The sequence below is a fragment of the Nesterenkonia sp. CL21 genome (genome assembly GCF_031705515.1).
GTDB classification, from domain to species: Bacteria; Actinomycetota; Actinomycetes; order Actinomycetales; family Micrococcaceae; genus Nesterenkonia; species Nesterenkonia aethiopica.
This window is the reverse complement of record NZ_JAUTWR010000001.1, coordinates 444,170-463,233: the sequence shown is the minus strand read 5'-3', so window position 1 is coordinate 463,233 and position 19,064 is coordinate 444,170. Positions and strand designations below refer to the sequence as shown.

Sequence of the window (19,064 nt, the reverse complement as noted above, 5' to 3'; positions counted from 1 at the left end):
CGGCCGATGATCACGGCGTCCGTCAGACGCCGGCCTCCTCGAGGATGCCGCGGCACTCCTCGAAGGCCGCGTCCTCGGCCCAGGAGTCTCCACCCTCCTGATGCTCCACCAGCGTGCGCTGGATGACGCAGTAGGTCGGCTTGCGCTCGTAGTCCCCCTCGTGCAGGGTCGCGTCGCCCTCACCCGGGAAGGTCCCCGGCACCCAGCTGTGGGCGTCCAAGGTGCCCCAGATGGTGAACGAGTTGCAGTTATCCACCTCCAGGCAGGCCTGCAGGACGGTCTCGAACCGTTCGGCAGCGCCGGCGCGGTCCTCATCGTTCATCCTGTCGTCCTCGCCGACGTCTCCGCGGACGTCGATCTCGGTGACGGCCGTATGCAGTCCCAGGGCGTCGAAACGCTCGAGGTTCTCCTGGTAGGTCTCGTCGAAGCCATAGTTCATGCTCAGGTGAGTCTGGGCACCGAAGCCGTGGACCGGGACGCCGCGCTCCAGCTGACCTTGGACGAGGTCGTAGTAGGCGTCGGACTTCGCGTTAACGCCGTCGACGTTGTAGTCGTTGTAGAACAGCAGCGCGTCAGGATCCTCCTCGTGGGCCCAGCGGAAGACGTCGTCGAGGACCTCGACGCCGAGCTCGCGGATCCAGATGTTCTCCTCGTCGCGGATCGTGGCGTCGGCGTCGTCTCCGAAGATCTCGTTGGCGACATCCCACTGCTGGATGCAGCCGGCATAGCGAGAGACCACAGTCCGCACGTGGTCCTCCAAGATCCCGCGGAGCTCTTCGGGGCTGTGGTCTCCCTCCTCCAGCCAGTCGGGGTTCTGCGAATGCCAGGACAGCGCATGACCTCGGACGTCCATGTCATGAGCCTGGGCGAACTCCACGACGGCGTCGGCGGCCTCGAAGTCGTAGACCCCCTCCTCGGGGTGGACGAACTCCCACTTGAGGTAGTTCTCATGAGTGATCGAGGAGTACTCCGCAGCCAGATGCTCCTGGTAGCCGTCCTCCCCGAAGAACGGGTCGGTGCTCCCCTCATCGTCGAAGTGGCCACCGCCGGCCGCCACATTGCCGATGCGGATGCCGTCGTCGCTGTGGGCGCGCAGCGAGTCCCGGCCGGCGTCGTAGTCGGTGCGTCCGCCCTCCGGAGCGAAGGCGCACTCCGCGGCCCCGGCGTCGTCACCGCCAGGCCGCCCAGGATTGTCCGGCTTGCCGGGATTCTCGGGGCGTCCGGCATTGCCGGAGTTGCCCGGGCTGTCGGGGCGCCCGGCGTTGCCGGAGTTGCCCGGGCTGTCGGGGCGCCCGGCGTTGCCGGAGTTGCCCGGGCTGTCGGGGCGCCCGGCGTTGCCGGAGTTGCCCGGGGCGCTCTGCTCCTGCGCACCGTCCGGACTGTAGGCCGCAGCCGGCTGCGCGGCAGCCGCGCCCAGTGACACCGTCAACAGCCCGGTGCACAGGGCGGCGGCGAGTCGCCGCGTGGTGGTCTGCGATGGCATGAGTTTCCTCCTGAGATCGAGTGCTCGGTCAGACATCCAGGAGTGGAGCGCTCTCACTGAGCGGCGACCTGAGCCGGGCCCGCCTCGTCGGCGCGATGTGATCCACCCCATGTTTTGTCTTCCCAAGAGACTATTTATGGCAAGCCCCTGTGTCAACCATCACAGAGTTCCGTCTCTCTGCCTCGCAGACGCAGAAGGGCCCCGGAGGAGATTCCTCCGGGGCCCTTCTCTCGGCTCGTGCGCGAGGGGGGACTTGAACTGACCTCGACCCTCTCGCGCCTCGAATCTCGACGGGGCGTTCTGCCGCGTAAAATCAACGATCTAAAGCATCTCGCCTGTGGATAACTCCACCGCGGTACCCCGGGATACACGTTGCTTAGCACTTTCGTTAGCACTTTTCGCGGCCCGGGCGACGCCAACGCCTGTCCCGCTCAGGCTGGCGGTCGGCAGCCCGCAGCGACGGTACTCGGACGCGTTCACTCCGAAGTAGCGGCGGAAGATGATCGCGGCATGACAGCGACTGAGCCATCCGACCTGCCGGTAGATCTGGCTGATCGGCTGATCAGTCTCACGCACTACTTTAGCCATGCGCCGCGCACGCAGGATCGACAAGAACGTGTGCGGGGTGACACCGAACGCATCCAGGAAACCTGCGCGAACTGGTTCGGCGATAGACAAGCGTGCGTAGCAAGTTCCGAATACGACCCCTGGGTGTTCAAGGCACGTTGTGCCCGGCGGCCTGAACGAGTCCATACCACTCGCCGCGGGTCAGCGGGATCTCCGAGCCTGCCGCGGCGTCGGTCACGCGCTGGGGTTTGGTAGTGCCGAGCACGACCTGGATGCCCGCGGGATGGCGAGTGATCCAGGCACTGGCGATCGCGATCGGTGTCACCTGGTACTTGTCGGCCAGCCGGGCTAGTTCCTCGTTGAGCTCTGCGTAGTCCGGGGAGTCGAAGAACACGCCGTCCTGGAAGCCCTTCTGGAAGGGCGACCATGCCTGCAGCGTGATCTTGTTGATCCGTGCGTAGTCGACGATGCCGCCGCCATCGCGGGTGATCGATCCCTCGAAGCCGGTCATGTTCGAGGTCAGACCCTGAGCGATGATCGCCGCGTGGGTGAGCGAGAGCTGCACCTGATTCGCCACGATCGGCTGGGTGACCGCAGTTTTGAGCAGGTCGATCTGACGCGGCGTGTGGTTGGAGACGCCAAAGGCGCGCACCTTGCCGGAGGACTCCAGGTGATCGAAGGCGCGGGCGACTTCCTCGGGTTCGACCAGCGCATCGGGGCGGTGCAGCAGCAGTACATCGAGGTAGTCGGTGTTCAGCGCCTTGAGTGATTCTTCGGCGGAGTTGACGATGTGGTCGTAGGACTGGTCGTAGCCCCAGGGGTCGGCGATGATGCCGGTCTTGGTCTGCAGCGTGACCTGCTCGCGCTCTGACGAGCTCAGTTGCAGGGCTTCGGCGAAGCGGCGCTCGCACAGGTGGGTGCCGCCGCCGGGGTGGTTGAAGCCGTAGAGGTCGGCGTGGTCGAAGAAGTCGATCCCGGCCTCACGCGCGGTGCGGTACAGCTCGCGGATCTGCTCATCGCTGCTGCCGGCGATACGCATCATGCCCGCGATGATGCTGGGCACCTGGGTATCGGTGTGTCCGAAGGGGACGGTCTTCATGGAACTCCTCGTCATGATTCGTCGTGGTTCGTCGGCTGCGACTTACGATGCGGGGTCGATGCGCAGGATGCGGTCGTCGCCTTCGCCGGGGTCGCCGCGCCCGTCAGTGTTGTTCGTCAGCACCCACAGCGACTCATCGGGGGCGATGGTGACATCGCGCAGACGCCCGTGCTCATCGACCAGATGCTCGCTCGACGAGCCCAGATCATCCAGCGGTACCTCGATCAGCCGGGAGCCACGCAGGTTCGCGATGAAGATCGACTCCTCGGTCACCGCGATGCCGCTGGGGCTGGCCACGGCCGGTTCCCACTGCTGCAAGGGGTCGGTGTAGTCGCTGTCTTCGGCGATGCCTTCGACCTCTGGCCAGCCGTAGTTGCCGCCTGGCTCGATGACGTTGAGCTCGTCCCAGGTGTCCTGGCCGAACTCGGAGGCATACATGGTGCCCTCTTCGTCCCAGTCGATGCCTTGGGGGTTGCGGTGGCCGTAGCTGTAGACCAGGGAGCGGTCGAAGGGGTTGTCCTCCGGGACGGTGCCCTCGGGTGTCATGCGCAGGATCTTGCCCGACAGTGAGTCGAGGTCCTGGGCGTTGGATGTGGTGCCGGCGTCGCCGGCGGTGGCGTAGAGCATGCCGTCGGGGCCGAACGCGATCCGGCCGCCGTTGTGGTAGCCCGCCGCCGGGATTCCGTCGAGAATCGTCTCCGCCTCCCCGAGGCTGAGCGCGCCTGGTTCGCCATCGATCGGGTAGCGGGTGATGCGGTTGTCCGCATCGGTGGTGTAGTAGGCGTAGAGGTAGTCCTCATGCACCGCGATGCCCAGCAGCCCACCTTCACCGCGGGGTGCGACCTCGTCGATGACGATGATCTCCCGGGCAGCGCCGTCATCGTCGAGTTCGACGATGCGACCGGTATCGCGTTCGCTGACCAGCGCCGTGTCTTGGTGGAAGGCGATCGACCAGGGAGCAGCCAGCTCTTCGGCGACCGTGGTGAGCTCGTCGGTCTGCTGCTCTGGGGCGCTCTCGGACGCTACAGGGTCAGACGGAGCAGACCCGGTTTCCGGCTCTGCCGAACACGACGAGAGAGCCAGGATCGCGGCCAGGGCCAGGGTTACGCGGCGCGCTGTCGTGGGGATCACGAGGTCACCTCGATCGTCACCGGCTGCGAGCTGTCCCATCCGGACAGTAGCGACACATCGCCGTGAATCTCACCGATCCGCACGATCCCGGTGAACCGGGGCACGTCGGTGTAGTAGAGCACGACGACCTCGTCGGGGGCGTAGTAGCCGATCGTGCCTGCCGGGGCACTCTCACCCTCGGGCATGCCCTCCATCGTCAATGGCTGGGGCGGCTCGGCGGTGACTTCCTGTCCGCCGTAGTCGGAGAAGTCCAGCGTCAGCGGCAGCTGCTCGATGAGGTCCTGTGCGGCGGGATTGTCCCACAGCACGGCATCGAACTGGTCCTCGCCGACGGTGATGCGGATCGGCGTTTCGGCCATGGTCTCCTCACTTTCGGGCGCCGGTGTTTCTGACTGAGCCTGCGTCTGCTCCTGTGACGGGGTGGGTGTCGCCGACGGCGGGGCGTTCTCCTCGGCCGCGCAGCCTGCCAGGCTCACTGCCAGCACCACTGCTGCCAAGGAGATGCGCGCACGCCGCCTGGACATCATTCGCCGACGAAGACCCGGAACTGACCGCGGTTCTGATGCAGCTCCCAGATCCGCTCGGCCAGCGCGTCGGGCTCGTGGTCAGCATCCCCACCGCCGATGCCGCGCGGGATGATCAGCTGACCGACATGGATGCCCTCACCGGTCAGGGCGTCATGGAGCATCTGGCCGTAAGCGCTCTCGGCGGCGAAAGCCACCGAGGTCCCGGCCACGCCTCCGCTGGGGGTGACGGCACTGCCACCGTTGATGAACAAGATGGTTCCCCGGCCCAGCTCCCGCAGACCCGGCAGCACGTGCTGGACGGCGGTGACCGGCCCGTAGACCGACTGCTCGATGGGGCCGACGAGATCCTCGGCGGTGGTCTCCAGCTCCGGTTTCATGAACTCCTTGGCCGGCTTGGGGCTGTACTGCAGCACCTCGATCGGGTCCAGGTCGTTCGCGGCGGCATCCAAAGCCGCTCCCAGGGCCTGCGGGTCACGGGCGTTGGCCGCGTATCCGCGGGCGGTGATGCCCTCGTCGGCGAGCTCCTTGGCGAGAGCGTCGACGTTGTCCTGACTGCGCGAGATGAGCGCGACGGAGAATCCTTCACGGCCGAACCGGCGAGCGGCGGCCTGGCCGAGACCCGGGCCGGCTCCGATGATGGCGAACGTGGTCATAGATGATCACTTTCCTCTCTGATCGACGGAATTCGATCTCCACCGTAGGCACGCAGCAGCTCTACCTGGGAGACCCTGGGAGTACCCCCATCACCAGGGACTCCCACCACGGCCGCAACAGTGATGCCATAGATCCTGGGCTTCGCTGTGCCTGCTGCTATTTCTCGCGTGTGAACGCAGCGAGCCCAGACATCATCTGTTTCCTACCGAGAGAATCACTCCTTTTCCCATGTCCGAAGAAACTGCGCAGGCGACGCCTGTCTCGTCCCGGCTGCCGCTGGTGGTCTATGTCCTCGCCGCCGGGGTGCTCCTCATGGGCACCACCGAGTTCATGGTCGCCGGCATTCTGCCCGAGATCGCAGGCGACCTCGGCGTCAGCGTGGCCAACGCCGGGCTGATGATCACCGTGTTCGCGATCGGGATGATCGTGGGCACCCCGCTGATGGCCATCGCGACCCTGAAACTCCAGCGTCACCTGACCCTGACCCTGTCGCTGGTCGTGTTCGCGATCGGTCATGTCGTGGTGGCATTGACGGAGAGCTTCCCGTTGATCCTGGGCATGCGGTTCGTCACCGCCCTGGCCACCGGCGCGTTCTGGGCAGTGGCAGCGGTGGTCGCCGCCAAAGCCGTCGGAGCCAAACTCAGCTCGCGGGCGCTGGGGATCGTGCTCGGCGGTGGCATGCTCGCCAACGTCATCGGCGTGCCGCTCGGCGCGTTCGCCGGGCAAGCCATCGGATGGCGCGGACCGTTCTGGGCGCTGGCTGTTCTCGCGCTTGTGGCCGCGGTGGTGATCCTCAAGCAGGTGCCCGCCGATCCCAGCGACGCGCCGCTGCCGTCCCTGAAAGCTGAGTTCTCTGCCCTGCGCGATGGCCGGGTGTGGCTGGTGTTGGCCGGCTGCGCGATCGTGTGCGGCTCCTCCCTGGCGGTCTACAGCTTCATCTCCCCGCTGCTGACCGAGAACACCGGCCTGGCCGCGTCCTCAGTGCCGTTGGTGCTGCTGGCCTATGGCGTCGGCGCGCTCATCGGCTCCAATCTCGGCGGCCGGATCGGTTCCTTCCGCCCCTACGGGGTCCTGTTCACCTCCGCCACCGCGACCCTGCTCGTGCTCGTAGGCCTGGCGCTCTTCTCCCAGGTGACGGTGATCACGGTCGTCCTGGTGTTCGCCCTGGGCCTCTTCGGCATGTCGACGAACCCGATCCTGATCGGCAAGGCCGTCACCTACGCCACCCAGGCACCGACCCTGGCCTCGGCGCTGGCGACCTCGGCGTTCAACGTCGGAACCGCCATCGGATCTGCGATCGCCGGTATCGCCCTGGAGTCCGCGCTGGGCGCGACCGGCCCGGTCATCGTCGGCGCGGCGATCGCCGCGCTGTACTTCCTGCCCCTGGGCGTGCTCATCGTCAAAGACCGCCATCCCGTCCGGAAGGCCACCCCGGTCGCCGTCTGAGCCACGCCCCCTCCCTCTCACCTGTTCTGTCACAAAGGAGAATCCGATGCGCACCGTCAACGCCTACGCCGCATTCGCCCCCGCCGATCCGCTCGCTGCGACCACGATCACCCGGCGTGATGTCGGTCCGAAGGACGTGCTGATCGAGATCGCCTGGGCCGGGGTGTGCCACTCCGATATCCACACCGCCCGCGGCGAGTGGGGCGAGATCGCCTATCCGCTCGTCGTCGGCCACGAGATCGCCGGCACCGTCACCGAGGTCGGCGCAGAGGTGACCCGGTTCGCGGCCGGGGAGCGGGTCGGGGTCGGCACGATGGTCAACTCCTGCCGGGAATGCGACAGCTGCCGTGACGGGCTGGAGCAGTATTGCCTGAACGGCAACACGCAGGCCTACGGGTCGGTGGATCGCGACGGCACGATCACCCAAGGCGGCTACTCCACCCATATCGTGGTCGACGAGGACTTCGTCCTGCGCCTGCCCGAGCAGATCCCCTTCCACGCCGCCGCGCCGCTCCTGTGCGCAGGGATCACCACGTACTCGCCGCTGCGGCACTGGGGCGCGGGCCCGGGCAAGAAGGTAGCCGTGGTCGGGCTCGGCGGGCTGGGCCATATGGTAGTCAAACTCGCCAACGGTCTCGGCGCGGAGGTCACCGTCCTCTCCCGCACCCTCGCGAAGCAGGACGACGGGCGGCGCCTGGGCGCAGACCACTACTACGCCACCGAGGACCCGGCGACCTTCACCGAGCTGGCGGGCACCTTCGATCTGATCGTCAACACCGTCAGCGCGCCCCTGGACATCGACGCTCACCTCTCGCTGCTGGCCCGCGACGGCGCCCTGGTCAACGTCGGGCACCCGCGGACCCGCAGAGCCTGCACGTGGGCTCCCTGATCGGCCGGCGACGCACCTACGCGGGCTCAGCCACCGGATCGATCGCCGAGACCCAGGAGATGCTCGACTTCTGCGCCGAAAACGACATCGCCCCCGACGTCGAGGTCATCGCCGCCGATCAGATCAACCAGGCCTGGGAACGGGTACTGGCCTCGGACGTGCGCTATCGCTTCGTCATCGACGCCTCAACCCTGGCCTGACCCAGGACACCACAGAACGGAGACGTGATGGCACGCATCCTGATCACCGGGTCCTCGACAGGCCTGGGCCACAGCGCCGCCGAGGCGCTGCTCGACCACGGCCACCAGGTCACCGTGCACGCCCGCAACGAAGAGCGCCTGGCCGCTGTCGGCGATCTGATCGACCGCGGCGCGAGCAACGTCACCGGAGACCTCGGTGATCTCGGCGAGACCGTGCAGCTCGCCGAGCAGGCCACCGCTCTCGGCGCCTTCGATGCGGTCATCCACAACGCCGGAGTCATCGACGGGTCGGGTCTGCTGCCCGTCAACGTCGTCGCCCCCTACGTGCTCACCGCACTCGTCCCGGCCGGTCGGCTGATCTATCTCAGCAGCAGCATGCACCGCGGCGGCAGCCCGGATCTGACCGGGATCGACTGGACCGGGGCACGCCCGAATAGTTCCTACTCCGATTCCAAGCTGTTCGTCACTACCCTGGCTGCTGCGGTGGCGCGACTGCGGCCCGAGACCGTGGTGCACACCGTCGATCCGGGCTGGGTGCCCACCCGGATGGGTGGCTCCCAGGCCAGCGATGACCTGCGCGAAGGCCACCGCACGCAGGTCTGGCTGGCCACCACCGACGATCCCGCCGCGCTGGTGAGCGGAGGCTACTGGCATCACCACCGCAGGCAAGAGCCCCACCCGGCCGCGGGCGATGACGCCTTCCAGGATGCGCTGCTGGCCAGCCTGACCGAGCACACCCGCATCGCCCTGCCCCTGTCCTGATCTCCGCACCCGTGATAGCGGATGAGCGCTGCCGGGGAACTCGACCACGCCCGGGAGCCGTCGGCCCGAGGACGTCCCGTCTGTGTTGCTCAGGTGCGCGTCGGCCCTGACTCACTCGTCGTCTCTTGCGCTCGCATCTCCGAGAGCTCAGAGGCGGCCCAGGAGGCGAGCAGCGCCATCCGCTCGGCGGAGTCCGACCCCGGCTCAGCGGTGTAGATCGTGACTGTCAGACCGGGTTCGGCTTCCATCTGCATACCCTCGTACGCCAGGGTCATCTCACCGACCACCGGGTGATGGAAGGTCTTGAACCCGGAACCGTGGTGGCGGACGTTGTGGGCTCCCCAGCGGCGACGGAACTCGTCACTGCGGGTGGAGAGTTCCCCGATCAGATCGTGGAGTTCCTTGTTATGCGGGTCGCGGGCGGCCTCGGTGCGCAGGATCGCCACGGTGACATCGGCGAAGGCATCCCAGTCTGGGTAGAACACCTGGGCACGGTCATCGAGGAACGCGTGCCTGGCGATGTTCGGCGGTTGACCGGGCATGTCGTAGAGCTCGGAGTAGAACGCGCGGGCCAGTGGGTTCACCGCGAGCAGGTCCATGCGGCCGTTACGGACGAAGGCGGGGCCGGTGGTCACCGCGTCCAAGGCCCATTGCAGGGCCGGATGCGGGCTCCAGCACTTCGATGGGCGCTTCCGGGGAGGCCGAGCGACTGGATTAGCCGCATGGGCCAGGTCGAACAGATGGGCTCGCTCGGCGTCGTCGAGGCGCAGGGCCTTGGCGAGGCTGTCGAGGACCTCCGGGGACGCGCCGCTGATCGCTCCGCGCTCGATGCGAGTGTAGTACTCGACGCTGACCCCGGCCAGGGTGGCCACCTCGCTGCGGCGCAGGCCCTTGACCCGTCGGTTGGTCCCCGCTGGCAGGCCGACCTGTTCGGGGGTGAGCTTCTCGCGGCGAGTGATCAGGAACTCACGAACCTCGACTCGGTTGTCCATACCACCACCGTAGGCCACGCCACGGTCGTGAAGGAGACCCTGACGATACCCCCCTGGACGGGGACTCCCATACGCGTTGAATCAATGATGGAGTATATGCAGATCAATCTGAGACGACGAGACAAAAGGAGTGCACATCATGCGTGGTGTCATTATGGACGCCCCCGGTCAGATCAGCGTGACCGAGCGCGAGGACCCGCAGATCATCGACCCTACCGATGCGATCGTGCGGATCACTGCCGCGTGCATCTGCGGCTCAGACCTGTGGCCCTACCGCGGTGTGGAGCCGGCCGATCATCTGCTCATGGGCCACGAGTACGTCGGCATCGTCGAGCAGGTCGGCGACGAGGTGACGACCGTGACGCCCGGAGATTTCGTGGTGGGTTCGTTCGTCATCTCCGATGGCACCTGTGAGATCTGCCGAGCCGGGTACCCGTCGAAGTGCGTGAATGCCGAGTTCGTCCACGGCGGTATCGGCACTCAGGCCGAGAAGGCTCGCATCCCGTATGCCGATGGCACCCTGGTCGCCACGCCCGGTCAGCCCGATGAAGATCTCATCCCCTCGTTGCTGGCTGCCTCCGATGTCCTGGGCACCGGCTGGTTCGCTGCCGATGCCGCTCAGGCAGGCCCCGGCAAGACCGTCGCGGTGGTCGGCGACGGAGCAGTCGGGCTGATGGGGGTGCTCGCGGCCAAGCAGCTCGGGGCTGAGCGGATCATCGCCATGTCCCGGCATGCCGACCGGCAGGCCCTGGCGCGTGAGTTCGGCGCGACCGACATCGTCGAGGAGCGCGGCGAGGCCGGTGTGGCAAAGATCAAAGAACTCACGAACGGGCTCGGGGCACACAGCGTGATCGAGGCTGTCGGCACGGAGGAGTCGTTCATGCAGGCCATCCACGCCGCCCGCGGGGGTGGACATGTCGGTTTCGTCGGTGTCGCCCATGAGGGCGTGAAGCTGCCGATGGACGAGGTGTTCTTCGCCGAAGTCCACCTCCACGGCGGTCCCGCTCCGGTGCGCCGCTACCTGCCGGAACTGATCGACCTGATCTGGAAGCGCGAGATCAACCCCGGCACGGTCTTCGACCTCACCCTGCCGTTGGATCAGGCCGCGGCAGGCTACGAAGCGATGGTCGAGCGCCGCGCGACCAAGGTGCTGCTCACCCTCTGACTAGTAGTCGGCGGGCTCGATGCCGGCCGGTTCCTCGTCGCCGATGCCCGACTCTGAGGCTTCGGGCAGGATCACAATGCATACCAGATTTGACAGGAGTGTCTTCTATGTCCATCACGTTTGACTTCACTGACAAGACCGTGTTCATCACAGGTGCCGGCAGCGGTATCGGCCGGGCGACTGCGGAGGCCTTCGCCGCAGCCGGCGCCGATGTCGCGGTCACCGGCACTGAGGAAGAGCCGCTGCGCGAGACCGCGAAGCTCGTCGAAGGCTACGGCCGGAAGGCCCACGTCGCGTTGGCCGACGTCACCGACAGCCACAGCGTCGAGCAGGCTGTGAAGTCCGCCGTCGAGGCGCTGGGCCCGATCGATATCGGCGTGAACAACGCTGGTATCGAGCAGCCGCCGAAGCCGCTGACCGAGACCAGCGACGAAGAGTGGGACAAGCTGATTGCGGTCGACCTGCGCGGGGTATTTGTGGCGATGAAGCAGGAGATCCTCGTCATGAGCGAAACCGGGGGCTCCATCGTCAACATCTCCTCCGGTGCCGGTGTCATCGGCATCAAGGGCCAAGCCGCCTACGCCGCGGCGAAGCACGGCGTCCTCGGGCTGACGAAGTCCGCAGCTCTCGACTATGCCGATCAGGGCATCCAGATCAACGCGATCTGCCCCGGCATCATCGAAACGCCGATGATGGGTCGTTTCTCCGGCGGCACCCCAGAGGGCCGGGCCAGGGTCATCGCCCAGGAGCCCATCGGCCGCATGGGCACGCCCGAAGAGATCGCCTCGGCTGTCCTGTGGCTGTGCTCCGACCTCGGCGGCTTCACCATCGGCCACGCCCTCGTCGTCGACGGCGGTCAGACCATCGGCATCAGCTAAGGAGCACGTTATGAGCAACGTCCTCATTGTCGGCGCGAACGGCCGATCCGCTCGGCAGATCATCCCGCGCTTGGCCAAGCAGGACGACGTCGCCCTCACCCTCTTCCTGCGCAATCCCGAGCGTCTGTCCGCCGTTGCCCCCGAGACAGCGACGCTCGTCGCCGGCGACGCGCACGACCGGGACGCGCTACGCAATGCACTGGCCGGGCAGCACATCGTCATCGTCGCGCTCGGCGGCAGCGATCTGGACGAGACCACCGCCAATGTCGTCCGCGCTGCGGAGGAGACTGGTGCCGGCCGGATCATCACGATCAACGCCGGAGGCGTCTACGACGAACTGCCCGAGCCCTTCAACACCTGGGACTACGAGCATGCCGGGGCGACCCGACCTGTCAACCTGCGCGCAGCCGAGGTGGTCGAGCAATCGTCGCTACACTACACGATTCTGCGACCGGTCTGGCTTACCGACAAGGACACCACTGAGGTCCAGCTCACCCGCAAGGGCGAGACGTACAAGGGCACTGAAACCTCACGGGCAAGTCTGGGAGCGTTCATCGCGGGTCTCGTTGCAAACCCCGAGGAGTACGTCGGCGAGAACCTCGGCATCACCCAGCCCGGCACCGAAGGCGACAAGCCTGCTGCGTACCGATGAGTTCGCCGAAATGGGGCACGTTCGAGAGAGGCATTGGAGCGTATTCTGGCGCTGGTCCAGTCCAAGCACCACGCCGAAGATCGTCCTTCGCAAGAGGAAAAGTTCCGAAGCGCGCACAGGCTTGCCAACTCTGACCACGTGCCGATCCTCACCACCAGTCCGCTTGGACGGCGAAGGTATATGGGTTGCCGACCAGCGCGGTGCGGATGACCGATGCGTCTAGCACCCGGAACCGCCCTACCTCCGTTCTGACTATGGCAGACGACGATTCACGGGCGTCCATGTGCTCACTCGGTGATCGGCGTGAACCCGTCTTTGATGCGAAGCACGGGGCGGCCCACGTTGGTGCCTGCCGCTATCGCGCTGACGACCTCGGGCAGCTCAGATACGGGGTACTCGGTCGTCAGGAGATCGAGGTGCTGTGGTCGTAAGTCATCGCTCAGGCGGTTCCACAGCTGCCGTCGTTCCGTGATCGGCACCTGCACGGAATCGATGCCGTGCAGAGTGACCCCGCGCAGAATGAAGGGAAGCACGGTCACCGGAAGAGATATCCCGGCGGCGTTCCCGCTCGCGGCGACGTGGCCACGGTATTTCAGCGTGCGCAGTATGTGCGCGAGCGTTTCCCCTCCTACCGTGTCGATCGCCCCGACCCAGGAGGCCGATTCCAGCGGTCCGGACTTTGCGTCCGGATCTTCAGGGATGCGACCGATCACCTGTGCCGCGCCCAGCTTCCGGAGCAAGTCGCCTGCTCCGTCCTTACCACTGGAAGCGGTGACCGTGTATCCCAGCGAAGCGAGGATGTCGACCGCGACAGTGCCCACACCTCCGCTTGCTCCGGTCACCAGTACCGGGCCGTCATCGGGACGTATCCCGGCGTCGAGCAGGGTCACGACGCTCATTGCGGCGGTGAACCCTGCCGTCCCCAACGCCATCGCATGCCAGGTCGTCATGCTGTCGTGGAGGGGAACGACCCACTCGGCGGGAACTCGGGCGTATTGCGCGTAGCCGCCGGCTCTCGCCGTGCCGAGCTGGTAACCATGCGCGACAACCGGCTGCCCGACACGCAGCGAAGCGTCCGTGGAGCTCACCACAGTCCCGGCGAGATCGATCCCCGGAACGATGGGGTATCCGCGCACTACCTTCCCGTTCGGTGTCAGCGCGAGCATGTCTTTGTAGTTGACCGTGGAGTATTCGACTTCGATGACCACCTCACCCTCAGGAAGAGTGGAGCTCTGGATCATCTGGGGCGCGAAGGCAATTTCGCCACCCTGGTCTTCGGCGACAACGGCCTGAAAAGCTTCCGGGAGCACTGCTTCTACTTCACTCGTCCCACTCATGCATCTGCCCCGATCATTGCGTCCGTGGCAGAGAACTCGTAGACGACGTCATGGAACGAATTGACGGCGAAAACGTAGCTGAAGTGCAGGGGCTCCTCGCCATCGTTCCTGATCCCGTGCTCGCTTCGAGAGGGGATAAACACGACGCTGCCCGCGGACACGGGATAGGGCACTCCGTCGATGGTGACTGTTCCCTGGCCGGACGTGATCAGGTAGACCTCCGCGGGGTCGTGGCGGTGCTGCGCGAGCCACCCGTTGACGGGGACCTCGGCGCTGCCCGCGGTGAAGCTGTGGGCGTGGAGCTCGCCGTCTCCGAGCAGCGTGCGAAACGAGATCAGCCCGCGGTCAGGGTGATCCCATGTCTCCACTGGTGCGGACATGGCTGTGGCGACGAAGGGGTTGGGGGTCATGGGCACCTCCTTGCGGCGGAGTTAGATAGCTTCCGCCTCGGGCTCATAAGGGTTCTGGTCACCACCCACAGGTGCAGAGCCGCTCACCGATGGTGTCGGAGTACGGACTCTCCACTGGGGCGTTGAACACCAGCATGACACCCATGCTGCGGTAAGAAAAGTTCGCTCTACTACCCCTGTGATGTAGTCTGGCTGAATGCCAATGGATGCGCATCGCCTACTGGTCCTTCGAGCGGTCTCGCGCACCGGGAGCGTCGCCGCAGCCGGCCGCGCACTGCACCTGACACCCTCGGCCGTCTCCCAGCACCTCGCCAGATTGGAAGCCGAGGCAAAGGTCGAGATCATCGACAGGACCAAACGCGGGGGCGGGCGCCCTGTCACATTCACCGTCGCCGGCCGCGCCCTGGCCGAACAAGCAGAAAACATCGCTCAAGCTCTCGTGACAGCAGAGCGAGAACTCGATCGCTACCGACACCGCCGGCATGGAACCGTCCGGATCGGCGGCTTCGCCAGCGTTCTTACTGCCCTCGCGGCACCCGTCGTGGCGAACCTGGCGATCTCCGATCCTGAGATCGAGCCAGAGATCTACGAAGTCGACGAAGACGAAGGCATCGACTCACTGAGAACGGGTGCCCTTGACCTCCTTCTCGCCGAACGCACACACCCGGATCGCGAGATGCATCTGCGTGGCCTGCAAGAGACGTTCCTGCAGCGCGACCCCTACCGAGTCGTCGTTCCGGCAGCTTGGCCCTTCGAGATGAGCCAGGTTGAGCTCTTGAGTGCGCCATGGGTGACCTCCGACGCAGAGAACGCATCGCGGAGAACACTCGAACAACTCTGCGCAGAGAACGACCTGCGACTCCACGTCGCCCACCGATGCCGCGAGTCCGGAACGATGCTCAGCCTCGTTGCAGCAGGCCTGGGAGCCGCACTGGTTCCTCAGCTCACATTGAACCGGCAGATGCCATCGCAAGTGCGTCTGGACAGCGGACGACTCGAAGTCGGCGCCCGCGGGCTCAGCGTGCTGCGCACGCGTACAGGTGCCGCCTCGCCAACGACTTCCTACATCGTCGACCAACTGATCGGACTCGCGACGCATGGCGGCTCCGAATAAAAGATTCGGGAAGAGCGGCCCACGCATTGGGGTGCATCATTTCCGCTGTGCTGCCATCGTCCAAATGGGTTAGGAAGCACGCCCCTTTCGCTGATGCCGCCCACTCGTCTCACGCGCGACATCAGACGCCTTGCTCGGCCATTGGTCTCCGCTAGCTCCACACCTTCCATACGCAGATCGCTCCTTGCCGCCGACTCCTGTTTCTCCCGCATGCCTCTTCTCTTCTCTTCTGAATGGACGTATGCTACCATGGTAGGTAACAGAGTTGCTGTACTAGAAACATCAGGTGGTGATCCTCATGCATGGCGGCGTGATCCTGTTCCGGGGAACCGGAGCCGACGCGCGCCGTTATGTCGAGTCTGACCGTTCCCGCGCCGATGACTACTACCTCGGCGACGACGCCTCCGTTGCGCAGTTCACGACCCTCGACAGTGAGGGCAACGTCACCGCTGCGCTCGGGCTCGACCCGGAGGCCTACGCCGGATGGGTGGACTGGACGAACCCGGTCACGGGCGAGTCGATGGGAAAGCCGCGACTGCCGGGTCAGGGGCGGCAGGGGTCGCCGCGGTTCGCGGAGATGGTCGTCAACGCCCCGAAGTCCTTGACGATCGCCGCGGCGTTGCACCCGGAGGTCTCCGATGCTCTCGATCTGGCGCAGCAGGACGCGGTAGCGGAGATTCAGCGATGGATTGCCCAGCACTCTGTCACTCGCGTCGGCCCGCGTGGGAAGCAGGAGGTCGTGCCCGCCCGCGAGGTGCAGACGGTGGCGGTGTCGCACCGCACGAGCCGTGCGGGTGATCCGCATCGGCATATCCATTTCCAGATCGGCACCCGCGTGCAGGCGGCCGGGAAATGGCGTGCGCTCGATACGGCGGCGTTGTTCAAGCAGCAGGGCGCGATCCGTGCCCTCGGCACCGCCGTCATCGCCGCGCACCCCGAGCTCGCTTCGGTGCTCGATCGTCACGGCCTCACGCTCGACACGATGACTGGGGAGGTGGTCGAGCTCGAACGGTTCAACCCGGTGATGAGCAAGCGCGGCGAGCAGGTGCGCAAGCATCTGGAACGGTTCGAGGCCGAGTGGGAGGCGGCGCATCCGGGCGAGACGATGGGGCCGGTCGTCTCCGCCTGTCTCGCGGCGAAAGCGTGGGCGCACGAGCGCCCCGCGAAGAAGCCCACCACCCTGCACGAAGAACAGGCGTGGATCGCGGAGTTGCGGGAGGCCGGCTACGACTCCGACACGTTGCAACGACCAGCCCCACGTGCACGAGTAAGGCTCGATGACCTCTCTGTGCAGGAGGTGGCGAGTCGTGCGCTGGATCGGTGCGCGGCGGGCGGGTCGGCGTGGACGCGGCACACCGTGCAGGAGCACGCGACTCGCATCATGACCGACTACGGCGTGCACGCAACCCCTGCCGAGATTCGCGAGTTCGTCAGTATCGCAACGGGGTTGGCGTTGGAGGATTGCTTCTCGATCCTCCCGCCCGGCGCACCGACCCCCGAGCATGTTGCGCACCTCACGAGCCTGCGGGTGGTGCAGGCCGAGACCGAGCTGCGCGACCTCCTCACCCAGCGCACGCCGAAGCGCGAACCGCGCCACCCCGACCTGGGCGCGACCGCGCACGCGCACGGCCTGGACGCCGGGCAGACAGTCGCGGCTGCGGCAGTGGCATCGCGTGATCCGCTCGTGGTTGTGGAGGGTGCTGCCGGGGTGGGCAAGACCACGATGCTCGGCGCGGCAATCGAGGTCGCAGCGCAGCACGGTCGGGCGGCGCGGGTGGTGGCGCCGACGTTGCGTGCCGCGCAGGTCGCGCATGACGAACTCGGCGTGCCCGCGACGAGTGTCGCAGCGCTCGTGCACGCCCACGGCTGGCGCTGGAACGACGACGGCGTCTGGACGCGCCTCACCCCCGGCGATACCGACCCGGAGACGGGCCGCACCTACAACGGCCCGAACAGAGAGGCGCGGCTTGTGCGGGGTGAGCGGGTGATCGTGGACGAGGCTGGAATGCTCGACCAAGACACCGCCCTCGCCCTCTTCACCATTACCACCGAAGCAAAAGCAACGGTCGCTCTTGTTGGGGATCGTGCGCAGCTTCCCGCGGTCGGGCGTGGCGGGGTGCTCGATATGGCCGCGCAGATTCGGGGGCGCACGTTCGACATGGCCGAGGTGCACCGCTTCACCGGCCCCGCCTACGCCGACCTCACCTTGCAGATGCGCGACAGCCGCGACCCAGGCGACGTGTTCGACCGACTCGCACAGCAGGGCCTCGTGCGGCTTCACGCCAGCAGCGAGGACGCGCACGCCCATGTCGCCCGGCAGCGGGAGGATGGGGAGGCGGTGACGGTGAGCACGAACGACGAAGCCCGCACCGTCAACGCCGCCATCCGCGAGGAAAGGGTCGCTCAGGGTCTCGTCGACGACACCCGCACCGCCTACGGCAGCGACGACCTCACCATCGGGGCGGGTGATCTGATCCAGACGCGGCAGAACGACTCCGGTCTTGGGGTGGCGAACCGGCAGCAGTGGCTCGTGCAACGAGTTGAGGACGACGGTGCGCTCCGCGTCCGCGAACACGGGAACGGGCGCAAGCAGCAGCACACCGTACGCCTGCCCGCCGAGTACGTGGCCCAACACGCGCACCTCTCCTATGCGGCGACCTCCTACGGGGTGCAGGGCGCGACCGTGGCCGGAGCGCATACGCTCCTCACCGATACCACGAGCGCCGCGGGCGTCTACGTCGGCATGACCCGTGGCCGCGAGACGAACCTGCTGCACGTCGTCGCGGAAGACGAGGCGGATGCGCGGGCGCAGTTCATCGAGGCGATGGCACGCGACCGCGCCGACCGCGGCCTCACCACCGCCACCCAGCGCGCCACGGAAGCCGTAGCCGGGCTGACCGACGACGGGCCGGTGAAGTTCGTCAACGAGGAGATCGCCGTGCTGATGCACCGCGCCCAAACTGCCGAGGCACAGGTGGAACGGTGGCAGCGGGTCGGCACCACTCTCGCCGACCTCCGCGAACGCGAGGGCGCGACGCGGGAACGGGCACACGCCGCTGAGGAAGCAGCGAAACAGCGTGTCGCGGAGGTACGTGCCGAGGTCGCCGCCCCGATCGTCTCAGCGGCAGAGGCGGCGCTGAGCGGCTGGCAGGACGCCGACGCCTCCGCGCAAAGGGCAAGCGATCAAATACAGGCGGCCTCGTGGTTTGGGAAGCGTCGCGCCCGCACCGACCACGAGACCACCCAAGCCCGCGCCCAGCAGGCACGCCAGCACCTCACGGACGAGTGGGGCGGCCCGCCAAGATGGAGTGAGACGAGTGAGGCGTGGGTGCAGCGCGTCACCAGGCCGCTGGTCGACGCCGACTCTCGCGTGACCGACGCCGAGCACGAGCACCGGGAAGCACGCGATGCCCTGATCGGTCGGCCCGAGCAGGCGCAGATGGCTCGGTTGGCCGCGTACGCGCGCGTGTTCGGCACAGACAACGTGCTCCGCAATCGACAGGGCTACCTCAGCGCCAATCCCGCCCAGCAGGGGGCGCGGGCGGCGCAGGCCGCGAAGCAGGCGCGGGAGGAAGCCGAGCTGCTCGCCACCCTCACCCCGGCTGAGGCGACGGCGAGGATCGAGCAGACCCGCGCTGAGCAGGACGCTCGCATGGCACAGCGTGCCGAGCGTGAGCGCGCGCTTCTGCACGATGTCGAGCAGGGGCACCGCACCACTCCCCGCCCTGAGGGGCCGGGTCTGAGCCTTTAAGAGAGCG

16 protein-coding genes and 1 pseudogene are annotated in these 19,064 nt (G+C 66.7%); 8 read left to right on the top strand and 9 right to left on the bottom strand.

Features of this window, described 5'->3' with window-relative positions:
* Positions 1-22: 22 nt before the first annotated feature.
* From Q7C18_RS02035 to Q7C18_RS02015, 6 genes are all read right to left on the bottom strand, one after another.
* Positions 23-1,483, bottom strand: coding sequence for an endo-1,4-beta-xylanase (locus Q7C18_RS02035; RefSeq protein ID WP_311023904.1), 1,461 nt, complete (start codon positions 1,481-1,483; stop codon positions 23-25).
* Between the two features lie 321 nt (positions 1,484-1,804).
* Complete coding sequence (locus Q7C18_RS16740) at positions 1,805-2,236, bottom strand: helix-turn-helix domain-containing protein (RefSeq protein ID WP_396954319.1); 432 nt, start codon at positions 2,234-2,236, stop codon at positions 1,805-1,807.
* Positions 2,199-3,149, bottom strand: a complete 951-nt coding sequence (locus Q7C18_RS02030; protein ID WP_311023902.1) for an aldo/keto reductase — start codon at positions 3,147-3,149, stop codon at positions 2,199-2,201. Before Q7C18_RS02030 ends, Q7C18_RS16740 begins: the two co-directional genes overlap by 38 nt.
* A 42-nt stretch (positions 3,150-3,191) precedes the next feature.
* Entirely contained in the window at positions 3,192-4,280 is a 1,089-nt protein-coding gene (locus tag Q7C18_RS02025; RefSeq protein ID WP_311023900.1) for a PQQ-dependent sugar dehydrogenase, read from the bottom strand.
* Entirely contained in the window at positions 4,277-4,639 is a 363-nt protein-coding gene (locus Q7C18_RS02020; RefSeq protein ID WP_311023899.1) for a cyclophilin-like fold protein, read from the bottom strand. The genes Q7C18_RS02025 and Q7C18_RS02020 overlap by 4 nt, the downstream gene beginning before the upstream one ends.
* A gap of 164 nt (positions 4,640-4,803) precedes the next feature.
* On the bottom strand, positions 4,804-5,460 hold the full coding sequence (locus Q7C18_RS02015; RefSeq protein WP_311023897.1) for an SDR family NAD(P)-dependent oxidoreductase: 657 nt from the start codon (positions 5,458-5,460) through the stop codon (positions 4,804-4,806).
* A gap of 229 nt (positions 5,461-5,689) precedes the next feature.
* On the opposite strand from Q7C18_RS02015, the gene Q7C18_RS02010 reads away from it, so the two are divergent.
* The 3 genes and pseudogenes from Q7C18_RS02010 to Q7C18_RS02000 all read left to right on the top strand — a co-directional run bounded on the left by Q7C18_RS02010 (position 5,690) and on the right by Q7C18_RS02000 (position 8,758).
* Positions 5,690-6,907, top strand: coding sequence for an MFS transporter (locus tag Q7C18_RS02010; RefSeq protein WP_311023896.1), 1,218 nt, complete (start codon positions 5,690-5,692; stop codon positions 6,905-6,907).
* A 46-nt stretch (positions 6,908-6,953) separates the two neighbouring features.
* Positions 6,954-7,996: pseudogene (locus Q7C18_RS02005) on the top strand (NAD(P)-dependent alcohol dehydrogenase).
* Positions 7,997-8,023: 27 nt separating this feature from the next.
* Positions 8,024-8,758 carry an SDR family NAD(P)-dependent oxidoreductase gene (locus Q7C18_RS02000; RefSeq protein ID WP_311023894.1) on the top strand — a complete coding sequence of 245 codons (735 nt, stop codon included), beginning with the start codon at positions 8,024-8,026 and terminating at the stop codon, positions 8,756-8,758.
* An 89-nt stretch (positions 8,759-8,847) separates the two neighbouring features.
* Here Q7C18_RS02000 and Q7C18_RS01995 read toward each other — a convergent pair whose 3' ends face one another.
* Entirely contained in the window at positions 8,848-9,750 is a 903-nt protein-coding gene (locus Q7C18_RS01995) for a helix-turn-helix transcriptional regulator (RefSeq protein ID WP_311023893.1), read from the bottom strand.
* A gap of 139 nt (positions 9,751-9,889) precedes the next feature.
* On the opposite strand from Q7C18_RS01995, the gene Q7C18_RS01990 reads away from it, so the two are divergent.
* From Q7C18_RS01990 to Q7C18_RS01980, 3 genes are all read left to right on the top strand, one after another.
* Entirely contained in the window at positions 9,890-10,915 is a 1,026-nt protein-coding gene (locus tag Q7C18_RS01990) for a zinc-dependent alcohol dehydrogenase family protein (protein ID WP_311023892.1), read from the top strand.
* Positions 10,916-11,022: 107 nt separating this feature from the next.
* On the top strand, positions 11,023-11,793 hold the full coding sequence (locus Q7C18_RS01985; protein WP_311023891.1) for an SDR family oxidoreductase: 771 nt from the start codon (positions 11,023-11,025) through the stop codon (positions 11,791-11,793).
* 10 nt (positions 11,794-11,803) lie between these two features.
* Entirely contained in the window at positions 11,804-12,445 is a 642-nt protein-coding gene (locus tag Q7C18_RS01980; protein ID WP_311023889.1) for an NAD(P)H-binding protein, read from the top strand.
* A 287-nt stretch (positions 12,446-12,732) separates the two neighbouring features.
* Here Q7C18_RS01980 and Q7C18_RS01975 read toward each other — a convergent pair whose 3' ends face one another.
* Together Q7C18_RS01975 and Q7C18_RS01970 are read right to left on the bottom strand one after the other, a co-directional pair.
* Positions 12,733-13,782 carry an acryloyl-CoA reductase gene (locus tag Q7C18_RS01975; RefSeq protein WP_311023887.1) on the bottom strand — a complete coding sequence of 350 codons (1,050 nt, stop codon included), beginning with the start codon at positions 13,780-13,782 and terminating at the stop codon, positions 12,733-12,735.
* Complete coding sequence (locus Q7C18_RS01970) at positions 13,779-14,192, bottom strand: cupin domain-containing protein (protein WP_311023886.1); 414 nt, start codon at positions 14,190-14,192, stop codon at positions 13,779-13,781. The genes Q7C18_RS01975 and Q7C18_RS01970 overlap by 4 nt, the downstream gene beginning before the upstream one ends.
* Positions 14,193-14,388: 196 nt before the next feature.
* Here Q7C18_RS01970 and Q7C18_RS01965 point away from each other — a divergent pair, with 196 nt between their 5' ends.
* Positions 14,389-15,306 (top strand): LysR family transcriptional regulator, encoded by a 918-nt coding sequence (locus tag Q7C18_RS01965; RefSeq protein WP_311023885.1) that lies wholly within the window; start codon positions 14,389-14,391, stop codon positions 15,304-15,306.
* A gap of 286 nt (positions 15,307-15,592) precedes the next feature.
* Positions 15,593-19,057: a MobF family relaxase gene (mobF, locus tag Q7C18_RS01960; protein WP_311023883.1), complete on the top strand. Its 3,465-nt coding sequence runs from the start codon at positions 15,593-15,595 to the stop codon at positions 19,055-19,057.
* Positions 19,058-19,064 lie beyond the last annotated feature (7 nt).

Coding starts and splice junctions, on each gene's coding strand:
- Q7C18_RS01985 (WP_311023891.1), top strand. CDS start 11,023: ATGTCCATCACGTTTGACTTCACTGACAAGACCGTGTTCATCACAGGT.
- Q7C18_RS01970 (WP_311023886.1), bottom strand. CDS start 14,192: ATGACCCCCAACCCCTTCGTCGCCACAGCCATGTCCGCACCAGTGGAG.
- Q7C18_RS01995 (WP_311023893.1), bottom strand. CDS start 9,750: ATGGACAACCGAGTCGAGGTTCGTGAGTTCCTGATCACTCGCCGCGAG.
- Q7C18_RS02000 (WP_311023894.1), top strand. CDS start 8,024: ATGGCACGCATCCTGATCACCGGGTCCTCGACAGGCCTGGGCCACAGC.
- Q7C18_RS01975 (WP_311023887.1), bottom strand. CDS start 13,782: ATGAGTGGGACGAGTGAAGTAGAAGCAGTGCTCCCGGAAGCTTTTCAG.
- Q7C18_RS01980 (WP_311023889.1), top strand. CDS start 11,804: ATGAGCAACGTCCTCATTGTCGGCGCGAACGGCCGATCCGCTCGGCAG.
- Q7C18_RS02010 (WP_311023896.1), top strand. CDS start 5,690: ATGTCCGAAGAAACTGCGCAGGCGACGCCTGTCTCGTCCCGGCTGCCG.
- Q7C18_RS02020 (WP_311023899.1), bottom strand. CDS start 4,639: ATGGCCGAAACGCCGATCCGCATCACCGTCGGCGAGGACCAGTTCGAT.
- Q7C18_RS02035 (WP_311023904.1), bottom strand. CDS start 1,483: ATGCCATCGCAGACCACCACGCGGCGACTCGCCGCCGCCCTGTGCACC.
- Q7C18_RS01990 (WP_311023892.1), top strand. CDS start 9,890: ATGCGTGGTGTCATTATGGACGCCCCCGGTCAGATCAGCGTGACCGAG.
- Q7C18_RS02015 (WP_311023897.1), bottom strand. CDS start 5,460: ATGACCACGTTCGCCATCATCGGAGCCGGCCCGGGTCTCGGCCAGGCC.
- Q7C18_RS01965 (WP_311023885.1), top strand. CDS start 14,389: ATGCCAATGGATGCGCATCGCCTACTGGTCCTTCGAGCGGTCTCGCGC.
- Q7C18_RS16740 (WP_396954319.1), bottom strand. CDS start 2,236: ATGGACTCGTTCAGGCCGCCGGGCACAACGTGCCTTGAACACCCAGGG.
- Q7C18_RS02030 (WP_311023902.1), bottom strand. CDS start 3,149: ATGAAGACCGTCCCCTTCGGACACACCGATACCCAGGTGCCCAGCATC.